Raw genomic sequence first — 12805 nt, 5'->3', positions numbered from 1 at the left:
CTTAATCTCTTTGGATTAGACTTGGATGATATCCTTCCGGTGCGTCAAATCCTAAAAGATCCATCATAGTTGCCGCAACATTGGCGAGACCTTTTTCGTTTAAGTTTTGATTGAGTTTGATTTTCCCTTTTGGATCATAAAGAACGAATTGTACTGGATTTAATGTGTGACTTGTTTTGGGAACAGGATTTCCATCTTTCGTTGTTTCTGCTGTTCCTTTTTTGTTTAGTTGGTACATTTCGTCTGCATTTCCATGATCTGCTGTTATACATAATACAGTTCCAGTTTCATCGCAGATTTTTTTCACTCGCTCTAAACATACATCTAAATATTCCAATCCGCGAACGGTTGCATCCATATTTCCCGTATGTCCCACCATATCTCCGTTAGCATAATTAACTCTTAAAAATGGGAATTTGTGCGAAGTTAAAGCTAACACCAAATTATCAGTGATTTCTTTTGCTTTCATTTCTGGCTTTTGGTCAAATGGGATGATGTCTGATTTTACTTCCTCGTAAGTTTCCAATGTTTGATTGAAATAACCTGACCGATTTCCATTCCAAAAAAATGTTACGTGACCATACTTTTGTGTTTCAGAAAGAGCATACTGAGCAACACCTTCATTTGCAAAATACTCACCCATAGTTCTGTCAATGGCAGGTGGGGCTACTAAGTATTGTTTGGGGATAAAGAGGTCTCCATCGTATTGCATCATTCCTGCAAATTCAATTTTAGGAAATCTTTTTCGATGAAAGGTAGTTAGCGATTCTTCTGTAAACGCCCTGGAAATTTCAATCGCACGGTCACCACGGAAGTTAAAAAATACAACAGAGTCATTGTCTTCTACTTTGCCTACTGGTTTGCCGTTTGCATCACTAATCACAAATCCAGGCAAATACTGGTCAATGACAGCAGGGTTTTCTTTACGAAAAGTTTCGATTGCTTCTTTTGCAGAAGAAAAAGTTCGACCTTCCCCTTCGACATGATGATTCCAACCTCTCTCTACCATAGACCAATCTGCATCGTAACGGTCCATCGTAAGTTCCATACGTCCGCCGCCAGATGCAATTTGGATATCGATTCCTTTTTTACGATACGTATCTAGATATTCTTCAAATGGATTTAGATAGTCTAACGCTGATTTTTCGGGAACATCTCTTCCATCAAGGAGGATATGTAATCGAATTTTTTTTACATCCTCTTTAATTGCGTTGTTTATGAGTGCTTTTAAATGATCGATATGACTGTGAACGTTTCCATCGGAGAATAATCCCAGGAAATGAAATGTGGATTGGTTGGATTTACAATTGGCAATACATTTTTTCCAAATAGGGCCAACAAACAAACTTCCATTTTCTATCGATTGAGAAACAAGTTTGGCACCTTGGTCAAAAATCCTTCCAGATCCTAAAACATTATGACCAACTTCTGAGTTACCCATATCTTCATCACTTGGCATACCGACAGCAGTTCCATGTGCTTTTAATAAAACAGTAGGTTCTGTTTTCCAAAGTCCTTTTAAGACAGGCATCTTTGCTTTGGCAACGGCATTCCCATTTTCATAACCTTTTTCCGTAAATCCAACACCATCTAAAATGATGAGTAATACTTGTTTGGCCAATGGACCCTTTGGATTTTTCTTTAGAGTTAACATAAATTAGATTCCCCTGTCTTTTTCCACTTTGGGATTTATTGTAGATTTTGCAACTGGAAGATATCAAAAGGTGTAAGTTCTACCGAACTTGGTACTGGATTTAAAAGTACATTTCCTAAATTGGAGTCATAAACATAAATTCCTGGCCTTGTAAAATCGGTAGAGCCTACTAGCAACTTACCTTCATTGGTCAGTAATAATCCCGAGAGACTAATACCAATATTTCCTGGAATCTCTAGTAATGTCGCCAGACGTTCCCCGGTTCTTGGACGAAAGGCTTGGATCGTTTTTGTAAATTTAGAATCAAGCACAGCAGCAAAACCTAATTCATCATTTTTGATTTGGAAGGCAAGGATATCGCCACCAGCAGTTTCTTCAGCAAATAAACGGTTCGGATGAAATTGCCTAGTATTTAAACGGAAAGCTATGATTCCTGCATCAATTTGTGAAAGAAAACCAACTCGGCCAACACATGAAAATACCAAATGAGGTTCTCCAAATAAATTTATTTTTTGGATTTTGGAACTTGGGTTTCTGTAAGGAAGGGTATAAACTGATCTGATTTGGTTTAAATCCATATCGATTTCAACTAAGTAAGAATCGGAGTTAGGTGGTAAATAGCCTGATGCATCGTTTCTATCTAATCGTTGTAACAATACGAATAAACTTGAACCTTCTTGAACCATATACGAAGCTTCCACTGAGTTATCAGGAACCCCTGATGTAGAAAATGTTTCTTTTAGTGAAGCAAAAGAAATACTTCCCACTTTGGTTCCAGAGGATCTCGAATATATAGCCAATTCATCTGAATTATACAAACTAATAAAATATTTATCGTTCCAAACGGAAATGTCTTGTGGATTTTTTCCTTGACCAACACTAAACTCCTGTTCGGTTGTAAATCCAAGTTGTGGGTTTAATACTTGGATATTGTCACGATTCAAACGATTGACTATAAACACTCTATCATTGGAATATCGGCCTACTGCATCAGAGTGAATAGGAATCGAAGTGGGAAAGGTTGTAAATGAGTTCGGTTCAAACGTTTTAAACCTTCCCCCGCTGGCAAAATCAGAAGTCACAACACCTACCGAAGTGGGAGACGCCGATAAAAACAAAAATAGGAAAAGGTTTGGTTTTTCAATTTCCAATTGCGAACATTGGAAATGAAAAAATAAAATGGGAAATATGCGTAATGCGTATAATAGGCGTGCGGGGTTAATCTTGCAATGGGAATACCGCATGATGCGGAATATTCGTAGTTCGTATAACACGCGCGCGGGAGGAATTATGCGTGGTGCGCTTAACACGCTCGAAGGTGTGGATATGCGAAATACGTATAACATCCGCGAGGATTTGAGTTTGTAATATCTTTTGGCGAATAATCGAAATGCGTATAACATCCGCAAAGGGTTACATTGCAATTCTAGATAACGAATGATGGCGGTAAACATTAGAATCGGTAACTCCCTGTAAAATAATAACTGCGACCGGGTAACGGGTAACCGACCAGATCCTCAACTCGTTTGTCCGTTAAATTGCGAACTTCCAATCCCAAAACCAATTCGTTTCCAGTTTCTGAGTTTTTATAAGGTATGTACTGAAGATACAAATTCCAAAATTGCCGTGCTGGAAGATATCCTAAATATTCATTGGTTCTATCCCGAAAGTTAGCACCAATGTACTGGTATTCCAATCCAATTTCGCCAAATTCTTTAAAAAGTGCGAGTAGGGCACTGCCTTGGCTTTTGGAGCGAAGGGGTAGATACTTTCCATTTAATGCCGGTGACTCCGAATAGTTTTTTGCATCTTGGTAAGTATAATTAAAGTTAAATTTAATTCCTTTGTTCCAAACCATATTGTGGCTTGTTTCTAAACCTTGAATGAGGGCTTGGTCTACATTTTCAGGCCTAAGCGTAAATTGGGAATTAGGTAAAAACAAAATCATATCATATATTCGTTTTTGAAAAATGGAGATATCTGATTGGAATTTCCAATTTGTAAATGGTTTTGTGTTAAGATAAAAGCCGAAATCTCCGTTTCTACTTTGTTCTGGCCTTAACTTGGTATTACCTACAATACTTCCTCTTTCTCCAAATAACTCTAAAAAGGTGGGGATACGAAAATCTTTGCTTATGTTTCCGAGTGTTCCAAATTCTAAATTTTCTTTTTTAATCCAGATGATTTTAATTCCGAAACTTGGATTGGTAAAAGCTTGTCTGACATAAAAAACATCTGCGAGTGGATCGAGAAGTTGGTTACGAACACTGGTTTCATCTTTACCAAATCGATCAGTAAATCTTTCAAAACGAACTTGAGGGACTAAAAATAGTCTGTTGGAAAAAAATCTGATTTCATCTTGGAAGGTAGCACTTAAAGTATCACGACGTTTTTTAGGTTCTTTTCTTTCCGTTTCATGGTTGGACCTCTTTTCATATCGAGTAAAAAATTCTTGTTCCGTTTGGAAAGAGGTCCTAAGAATTTGATTGTATTCTAATAAATATAAAGTAGGTGAAAGTTGAAAGCCGTATTGGTTTGTTTTGGTAAATGCATTTGGAGTTCCAAAACTAAATTCCGATTTTGGATCAAAAAAATCATCTTTTGAAAAGTTCCCATACGTTTTTGTTTCTAGAGTTAGATTTTGTATTAGAAATTCATTGGTTTCTGTTGTGATTGCAGAAGAAAGTTTACTGAAAACACGTTCTACTGCAACAGTCTGCCTGTTTCCTGGACCGGGTAACCCCTGTTTTCTGTGGATATAGTCATTTAGTAAATTGATTTTGGTTTTTCCAAATTCTAAAGAAAGATTTCCAGTAAATCCAGTTTTTCGAAATTGAGCATTCCTACGAATGTCAATCGTATCATCATAAGTGTTAAATAAAACAGTACCTTTGTTATTGAGATAACTAAAGTTTTGGTCGGATGTTTCTTGGAGAGCCTGCACAAAATAAGAGCCACTAGCAAATTGATCCATATGAGTGACAGTGGCTTTCGCTGTTTTAAAACTACCTCCCATCAAATTGATTCTTGTGATTGGTTTATCAATTTTTGATTTGGAAATTAAATTAATGGATCCTCCAATGGCTGATCCCGAAAAACCTGCAGGAGTTCCCGATTTATAAATTTCAATTTTTTCCAAATTATCGAAAGGTAAGTCTGCTAAATTAATTTCCCCACCCATTGAATTGTTAATGGGAACACCATTCCAATATATTTTGGATTGGTTGGGGTTAGTTCCACGTAAAGATAATGTTGAATAAGATCCAAGTCCTCCATATTGCCTGATTCGGACTCCGGCTTCTCGGTTCAGAACATCGGGTAGGCTCATATAACGAGTGTTTGCTTGTGTTAAATCAATTTCTTTTTGAAAGCCCGTTGGATTTTTTGCAAAATTAGAATTTTTAGATTGGGCATCGACCCCTGCTCGAATTTCCACTTCTTTCGTATCTTTGTTTTGCGCAAAAATGGTAAGGGGGGGCAGGCTGAAACAAAGCAGAATTAATAATCTGAAATTGGAAACCATTGAAGAGTATTTTCTCGGTACCTGCCAAACTGAAATAGGAAAATTGAGTGTCAATTCCCTAAAGGAAAAAAGCATTGTCCCCATGAAGCATTACGACGTATTCGGCGTAGGGAACGCCTTGGTAGATATCATTGCCTTTATCAGTCCCAATTTTTTAGAAAAACAAAATATCACTAAGGGTGTAATGACTCTTGTCGATGAATCCAGACAAGGTCAAATTCTTGCTGATCTTCATGATGAAAAGAAAGAACTTCGCTCCGGTGGAAGTGCTGCCAACACGATGATTGCCATTGCAAATTCCGGTGGAACTTGTTGTTATACGGGAAAAGTCACCCATGATACTTATGGTGAGTTTTACAAAAAAGATATGGAAGACGCGGGTGTTTTATTTGAAACCAAACCCGATGCCAATGGTCATACTGGTACTTGTGTAGTATTAACTACACCTGATGCAGAAAGAACCATGCTTACTAATCTCGCGATTTCAACATCACTTGGACCAAATGACATTGATATAGATAATCTTAAGAAAAGCAAATTTGTATATGTGGAAGGTTATTTGTGGGACGGTGATTCTACCAAAAAAGCAAGTGAACTCACAATGAAAGTCGCAAAAGAAAATAATGTAAAGGTTTCCTTTACATATAGTGATCCTTTCTGTGTAAATCGGTCCCGTGATGAATTTTTCCACCTAACAAAAGAATATGTGGATGTGATTTTTTGTAACACGGAAGAAGGTTTGGCACTTAGCGGTGCAAAAACTGCGGAAGAAGCTGTGGAGTATATTTCCAAACTTTGTCCTTTGGTTTTTATGACTGCTGGCAAAGAAGGGGCTTATGTTGCTGAAAATGGAAAGATTACCTTAGTTCCCGGTTTTCCTGTAAAACCCATTGATACTACTGGCGCAGGGGACGCCTTTGCTGCTGGAGTTTTGTATGGATTAACCCAAGGGTATTCATCACAAAAATCGGCTCGTTGGGGAAACTATGTTGCCTCTCGCATTGTTTGTGAAGTGGGCCCACGTTTGTCTGTTCGCCTAATGGGTAGACAAGACGAAATTTTGGAAGGGTTCAAAGACAAATAAGCCTAACGAATTTTTTTTGAATCTTCCCAAAGGGTTTGAATTTTATCAGCAATCTCAAGGGGGGCAAATGGTTTTTCTATCACACCAATGCCTCCTCTTTTTTGGTATTCCAAAATTTCATTTTTCAAAACTCGCGAAGTCATAAACGCAACAGGAATCTCTTTGGTTTCTGGAAAAATTTTTAGTTCTTCAATGAGTTCCATTCCGTTCATTCCAGGCATCAATACATCCAATAAGATCAAATCGGGTTGCAAAATAATTGCTTTTTGTAATCCTTCTGGTCCAGTTTTTGCGAAACTCACCTGATAACTTGAGTTAAACTCTAAGGCGATCCTTAGGATTTCTACAATATCTTCTTCGTCTTCAACGATTAACACGTGTTTTAAGTTTGTTTCGGTCATTGATTGTATCCAGCAGGAATAGATCCTGGTTTAACGATCGGAAATTCGATGGTAAAAACCGTTCCGTTGTCATCAGAAGTAAAAAATATCTTTCCTTTCATTGCTTCTACAAATCCTTTCGTGATGGATAGTCCAAGACCAGATCCTCCCACTAATTTATCTTTGGGTGGTGCCCCTTGTGCGAACCTGTGAAATAATCTTGGTGCAAAATTAGGATCAATTCCTGGGCCATTGTCTTTAATTAATATTTGTGCATGTGTATCAGTAGGAACAACTGTGATATACACTTCCGAAAATTTTGGTGTGTATTTGACTGCATTCGAAATTAAATTGGTGATGCAGTGATTTAATCTATCTTCATCCACATAGACAGTAGTGGAAGGAAAGTTCTGATCATAGTTGATTAATACATGATATTGTTCTGCAAAGGTTCTCATCCCATCCACAGAACTTTGTAAAATTTCTTCTAAACGATAAGTTCTAAATTTAAAATTAATATTACCCGAATCCAAAGCTTCAATATCAAGTAAGTCAGTAACAAAACGTACGAGTCTTTGGGTATTTTTGCGGCATATATTTAGAAGGGATTTTGTTTGGTTGGAAAGTTCTCCTGCTACACCAGCAAGTAATAAATCAATGGAACCTTTAATGGAAGTTAAGGGGGTACGCAATTCATGACTTACTAAACTAATAAATTCATTTTTTAAGGCTTCGGCTTTTTTTCGTTCGGTGATATTTCGAACGATTGCAAGAACATCCTCTTCTCCGGTTTTTGTGAATCTGGCTTCATAATATTTTTCGCCATCATAATCTTCAATTGAATATTCATAAGTTTTTGTACCTCCCACTTCTAAAACTTGTTCCAAAAGTGATTCTATTTCGGATAGTTTTCTTGTGGGAAAAAGGTTTTCGAGTCGGTTAAATCTGACTTCGCTTTCATGAGATGAATCCCAACCTTTAAAATCGGGGAATTCTTTGTGGTCGATGACAGTTCCATCTTTACGAATCCCGTACAATTTGTCCGGTAATGCGCTTAGGATTGCTTTGTTTTGGCTTAAAACTTGGCTATAGTTATCTCTAGCATGTTTTTCCGCAGTGATTTCGGTTGCGATAAGAACTGTAAAATTCTCCTGAGGGAAAACTTGAGTCGCAAACCATCCTTTAGATTCTAAAAAGAATTCATCGGATTGGAAGGATTCTCTGTTTTTAATGGCTTCCGATAATTTTTGACCAAATTCGGTTTCATCTAAGTTTGGAAACAGATTCCAAATATTTTGCCCTAACATCTGACTGGTGGTTTTTTCCACCATACTCTCTGCTGCAGCGTTCACGTAGGTATATTTTAGGTCCTTGTCTAAAACGAAAATGGCGTTAGCACGAGTTTCCAGGATTTTGTCGAAATATTGGGGGACAAATTTGTGCCAATTCTGTTGCAGAAGTAACTTTGCATCAAAAAAGCTGTCTTCATCCTTGAAAAAGCTTTTGATTTTTTCCAGAAATTCATTCATAGGTGCAGGTATACGAAAACTAAACCAGAGTTATGATTCAAGTCAGCAATTTATCAAAATTTTACGGCGAAAAACGAGCCATCTCAGGGCTTAATTTCAAATTAGAAAAAGGCGAAATCGTGGGTCTTTTGGGACTCAACGGAGCCGGGAAAACTACGACCATTCGAATCCTGACAGGGTATTTGATCCCCAGCGTGGGAGACGCTTCGATTGATGGAAAATCTATCTTTGATTTCCCATTGGAGGCAAAACAGAAAATCGGATATTTACCGGAAACTCCTCCACTTTATGAAGATATGACCATTACGGAATATCTTCAATTTGTGGGTCGGATCAAAAAAATCGAAGAATCGAAACTTACTTCCGAAGTTGAAAAGGTTCTTTTGAAAACTAACATTACGGCCGTTAAAGATAAGTTAATCGGAACCTTGTCATTGGGATACCGCAAACGTGTGGGTATTGCCCAAGCAATTCTCGGAGATCCTGAAATCGTTATTATGGACGAACCAATTTCGGGACTTGATCCAAAACAAATTGTTGAGATCCGAAATTTAATTCGAAGTCTGGCAGGTGATCATACCGTTTTGATTTCCAGCCATATCTTAACGGAAATTTATAAAACTTGTGATAAGTTTTTATTTTTACACAAAGGAAGTTTGAAACAGGAACTTTCTTTATCACGTTTAGAAGAAGAAATGAATCGCCTCGCGGGATGGGAAGTTGGTTTATCTGGAAAAGAGGCCACCGAACTTCATTCATTCGTAAAATCGGTGATAGGTGGATCAGATACTGTGACTGAACTTGGAACCAACAAAGAAGAAATTCAATTTTTGGTTCGAACTTCAAATCCAAAACAATTCAAAGAATCTTTATTTTCCAAAGCACTAAGTAGTGGAATTCAAATTGAGTCTTTAAAAAAACAAGAAGTGTCTTTAGAACAGATTTTTATGGAGAGAATATGAACTGGCAAACGGCTGTTTGGATCTATAAAAAAGAATTACGATTATTTTTTGGAACTTATATGGGGCCTTTGGTTCTGGGAGGAACTGCATTTTTAAATGCACTCTTCGTGATGATTCTAAATTTTAATGGAACTGCCAATTATGAAATCGCAACTTATATCACTTTCATTTCTTTTATGACAACCATTCTCATTGCAATGGTTATCATATCGATGGGTTCCATTGTGGAAGAAAGAAACAAAGGAACTTTGGAATTACTTTTTACATCTCCAGTCACAGATTTGGAAATTGTTTTTGGTAAATTTATGTTCGGTGTAACTGTTTGTGGAATCATTACCATTTTTATCAATGGTCTCTTCCCATTGTTATTATATTCATTTTGGAAAGCACCGTTTTATATGGTAGCTTCTGGTAGTGTCGGTGTGTTTTTATTAGGTGTCTTTACATTCACAATTGGAATGTTTGGATCAAGTCTTGGCAAAAACCAAATGATTTCACTACTGATTTCAGTATTAATCATTTTGACACTTTGGGTTGTGGGTTATTTTTCTCACCTATTTCAAGCAACAACAAGAAAGGTTCTTTTTCACTTACATATTTTTTCGCACTTTGCTGCTTTTGCCAAAGGGGTTGTTCCTTTGACTGGAATCGTATTTTTCTTAAGTGGAACATTTTTGTTCCTATATCTTACCGTAAAGGTCTTGGAATCCAGGAGATGGAGGGGATAGGCCATGTTTTTAACAGCAGATAGAATTTTACCTTTCGTAAGTTTACTTTCACTTTTCGCCTACTTCTTGTTTGATGGGATGGTCGTAGATCCCAAAAGAAGAATTATTTTTTTAGGAGTGATCTTTTTGTTTTTGGCTTCCGATACCATCGTTCGGGCCTTTTCAAAAGGATTACGAAAAGAAGACCAAAATCGTTATATTGCTGCTAGTTTTGGAATCGGAGCTTTTTTATTATCAGTTTTGCGCGAATTTTTGGATTTAAAGCCGGTAGCAGGATTTAATGAAGAAGTCAGTGCGATTCCAAAAGTTAGGGAGTTTCTCCTACTTTGCGTAGTTTTACTTTCGATCGTATTTCTTCTTCAAATCATACTCCTTGAAATAGGGAAGTCATCGTTAGAAGCGCAAAGTAATTTAGCTAAATCCAAAAGTTCACTATTACAGAACGCAGTACTTGGGTTTTTGTTTGTATTGCCGATTTTGGTTGCTGTAAACTATTTTGCAATCAAACGAAACTATAACTTTGATTTGAGTAGCCAGGGAAAATTTTCTCTTTCCCAAATCTCCAGAAACCTAATCAAACCCATTACAAAAGATGTTACGATCACGGCGTTTTATCCTCGTCCTCTGGAGGCGGATGGACCAGCAAACGGTGATAAGTTGGCGGCTTTTGCGCTCACTCGAGTACGCCCTGATATAGAAATTCTTTTAGACCAAATTAAAGCAGAAAATTCACATATCACCGTTCAGTTCATCAATGCAGATGTGGAAGTGGATTTATTAAAAGAATTTGGTCAGGTTTCGAATGGAACTATCTTTGTTCGTTCGCAGAAACAATCTTTACTCACATCAGGAACTCCTTTTGTAGAAGAACGTGTCATTGCGAAAGATCCTAAAGATTTAGAAGATTTGGAACGGAAGTTAGTTGGTGCACTTCTCAATGTCACAACAGAACAGAAAAAAGTTTATTTTACCGTTTCCAATGGGGAAAGATACGGAATGTCTTTCAAAGCTTTACCGAATGAACAAGTAAACCGATTTGTTTCTTCTTTACAATTTCTCAATTTTAAAGTGGCCGAATTAGGATTTGCACAAGGTTGGCCTTCTAAATTACCAGAGGATGCGGAAATGTTGGTGCTACTTGGCCCAACGGTTCCATTTTCTAAAGAAGCTAGGGAAGAACTCACTAAGTTTGTCCTAGAAAAAAATGGAAAACTTCTTATCACCATGGAACCGAAGGGAAATGAAGACTTCAAGTGGTTACTTTCAAGTGCTGGTCTCAAATATAAATCTACAGTGCTTATCGAAAGAGATGAAAAACCAGGTTTTATTGTAGCAAAACGTTTTCCCGATCACAGGCTCACAGATTTACTCCAGAAAAAGGATATGGGGATTTTATTTCCTTACAGTGGTTATTTGGAATTAGATGCGACAGTTCCATCTCCTCATTCGTTTAAGTCGGAAACATTATTAGAATCAGGTTACGAAGCTTATTCTGATGAAAATAAAAATGGAAAATTAGATCCAAACGAAAAAAGAGAAAGTAAAATTCTCTCCATCGTAATGACTCCCATGTCTTTAACCAATGACAAAACAGGAAAGATTATTTTACACACGGGTACTTCTTGGATTACGGATCAGTTCATTCCTTATGCCATGAACTCTCAGTTTTCCACTGTGTCGATTACTGGTTTATTCCAAGATACGGCTGTTGCTGAAATCCCACTTAAAAAAGAAGAATTAGATACCATTTCTCTTTCCGACAATCAAAAGTTAGTGGCATGGGTGATAGGAGTGTTTTTATTTCCAGGATTTATTTTGGCAGTGGGATCTTACTTTGTGTATTCTAGACGAAAAAGTTCTATGATGGAAATATGAAACAGAAAATTAGTTTAGTCGTCATTGCATTTGTTGGATTGTTTTTGCTGTTTTATTGGATGGAAGATCATCCAGAAAATATTTCTGAAACCAATTTTTGGAAAGAAGATTGGAAATCCATTCGATACATACCACCAAAATCAGATTGGTGTGGTGTTACCGAGCCGAAGTTTGCGGAAGAGGAAATGGTGTTTCGCAAAATCAGTCGCGGATGGAACCTAACACCTATCTACACTGTCAGTTTTACCAAAGATGGGAAAAGTTTTTCTTACGAAGCCAATTACAATGTAAAAAATAGTTTTTCAGAACTAAGTGTTCTTAAGACAAAGTTGATCGAAAAATCTACTCCTGAAATTCAAAAATCTTATTGTTTGGGGATTAGTTCTCCATCCTTATCTTTATCCGAAGAGAACGGAACCGAAATTGAATTTTCAAAAGACAAACAATTGTTTTTCGGCAAAAAGATTGGAGCCGACGAAGGCCGTGTTTCTGTTTTGGTGAATGAGGAAGTCATTGCTCCTTATAACTATTTGATAGAAAAGTTTCGTGCACCAATCACTAGTTTTCGTGAAAAAATGTTTGTGACGTTTAGCGATGGTTATTTGAAAGAACTTTCTTTTTCTGGCCAAGTAATCAATGTAAAAGCCGAAAATCGTGCTAAAAAAAACCAATACAATGTATATGTCAATGATTGGAGCCGAACAACAGGGGAACGAATTGTTCTGCCTCCAGATGTGGGAAACCAATGGGAATCGGTGGTCAAAGGGCTAAAGGTAGAATTTTATAAAGACGAGACGGGTGCCCCAGAGTTTCCAGAACTAACCTCGAATTCAGTTCCCGAAGCCGTTTTGGATGTAACCCAATCGGAAGGAATCAAATTTCGACTTTCCTTTTTTCCACTCTGGGAATCTGAATCGGGGAAATGGAGACCGGTTCGTAGGGAACTTGTTCCTTATTTTTCGGAATCCATTACTTGGATGAAAGAAGAATCCTTCCAAAATTTGGTGAATGCCGTCATGAAAGTGAAAAGTGCTTCCCGATACGAGCGTCCCAACCAGAAAATCCAATAA

General features: G+C 37.3%; 10 protein-coding genes. 5 read left to right on the top strand and 5 right to left on the bottom strand.

The annotated features are described in order from the left end of the window. Nucleotide 1: 1 nt before the first annotated feature. Genes gpmI through EHR07_RS09150 form a run of 3 tightly spaced genes read right to left on the bottom strand, consistent with a single transcriptional unit; the run spans nt 2 to nt 5177 of the window. Nucleotides 2–1654 carry a 2,3-bisphosphoglycerate-independent phosphoglycerate mutase gene (gene gpmI, locus EHR07_RS09160; RefSeq protein WP_135744812.1) on the bottom strand — a complete coding sequence of 551 codons (1653 nt, stop codon included), beginning with the start codon at nt 1652–1654 and terminating at the stop codon, nt 2–4. 35 nt (nt 1655–1689) lie between these two features. Next, complete coding sequence (locus EHR07_RS09155) at nt 1690–3108, bottom strand: hypothetical protein (protein ID WP_238777228.1); 1419 nt, start codon at nt 3106–3108, stop codon at nt 1690–1692. Continuing rightward, the gene (locus tag EHR07_RS09150; protein ID WP_135744811.1) at nt 3108–5177 is read right to left on the bottom strand and encodes a TonB-dependent receptor; all 2070 of its coding nucleotides are present in this window, start codon (nt 5175–5177) and stop codon (nt 3108–3110) included. Before EHR07_RS09150 ends, EHR07_RS09155 begins: the two co-directional genes overlap by 1 nt. An 82-nt stretch (nt 5178–5259) precedes the next feature. On the opposite strand from EHR07_RS09150, the gene EHR07_RS09145 reads away from it, so the two are divergent. After that, nucleotides 5260–6261, top strand: a complete 1002-nt coding sequence (locus EHR07_RS09145) for an adenosine kinase (RefSeq protein ID WP_167483368.1) — start codon at nt 5260–5262, stop codon at nt 6259–6261. Between the two features lie 2 nt (nt 6262–6263). On the opposite strand, the gene EHR07_RS09140 is transcribed toward EHR07_RS09145, so the two are convergent. Further along, the gene (locus EHR07_RS09140; protein WP_135744810.1) at nt 6264–6662 is read right to left on the bottom strand and encodes a response regulator; all 399 of its coding nucleotides are present in this window, start codon (nt 6660–6662) and stop codon (nt 6264–6266) included. Beyond that, nucleotides 6659–8170, bottom strand: coding sequence for a PAS domain-containing sensor histidine kinase (locus EHR07_RS09135; RefSeq protein WP_135744809.1), 1512 nt, complete (start codon nt 8168–8170; stop codon nt 6659–6661). The genes EHR07_RS09140 and EHR07_RS09135 overlap by 4 nt, the downstream gene beginning before the upstream one ends. 32 nt (nt 8171–8202) lie before the next feature. Here EHR07_RS09135 and EHR07_RS09130 point away from each other — a divergent pair, with 32 nt between their 5' ends. Genes EHR07_RS09130 through EHR07_RS09115 form a run of 4 tightly spaced genes read left to right on the top strand, consistent with a single transcriptional unit; the run spans nt 8203 to nt 12805 of the window. Beyond that, entirely contained in the window at nt 8203–9132 is a 930-nt protein-coding gene (locus tag EHR07_RS09130; RefSeq protein WP_135744808.1) for an ABC transporter ATP-binding protein, read from the top strand. Further along, nucleotides 9129–9860 (top strand): ABC transporter permease, encoded by a 732-nt coding sequence (locus EHR07_RS09125; protein ID WP_135744807.1) that lies wholly within the window; start codon nt 9129–9131, stop codon nt 9858–9860. Before EHR07_RS09130 ends, EHR07_RS09125 begins: the two co-directional genes overlap by 4 nt. A 3-nt stretch (nt 9861–9863) precedes the next feature. Continuing rightward, complete coding sequence (locus EHR07_RS09120) at nt 9864–11735, top strand: motility-associated ABC transporter substrate-binding family protein (RefSeq protein ID WP_135744806.1); 1872 nt, start codon at nt 9864–9866, stop codon at nt 11733–11735. Beyond that, nucleotides 11732–12805 carry a hypothetical protein gene (locus tag EHR07_RS09115; protein WP_135744805.1) on the top strand — a complete coding sequence of 358 codons (1074 nt, stop codon included), beginning with the start codon at nt 11732–11734 and terminating at the stop codon, nt 12803–12805. The genes EHR07_RS09120 and EHR07_RS09115 overlap by 4 nt, the downstream gene beginning before the upstream one ends.

Origin of the sequence: Leptospira bandrabouensis (assembly GCF_004770905.1) — a bacterium.
GTDB lineage: Bacteria > Spirochaetota > Leptospiria > Leptospirales > Leptospiraceae > Leptospira_A > Leptospira_A bandrabouensis.
The sequence above is the reverse complement of the archived record's forward strand: the minus strand, read 5'-3'. Positions and strand labels throughout refer to the sequence as shown.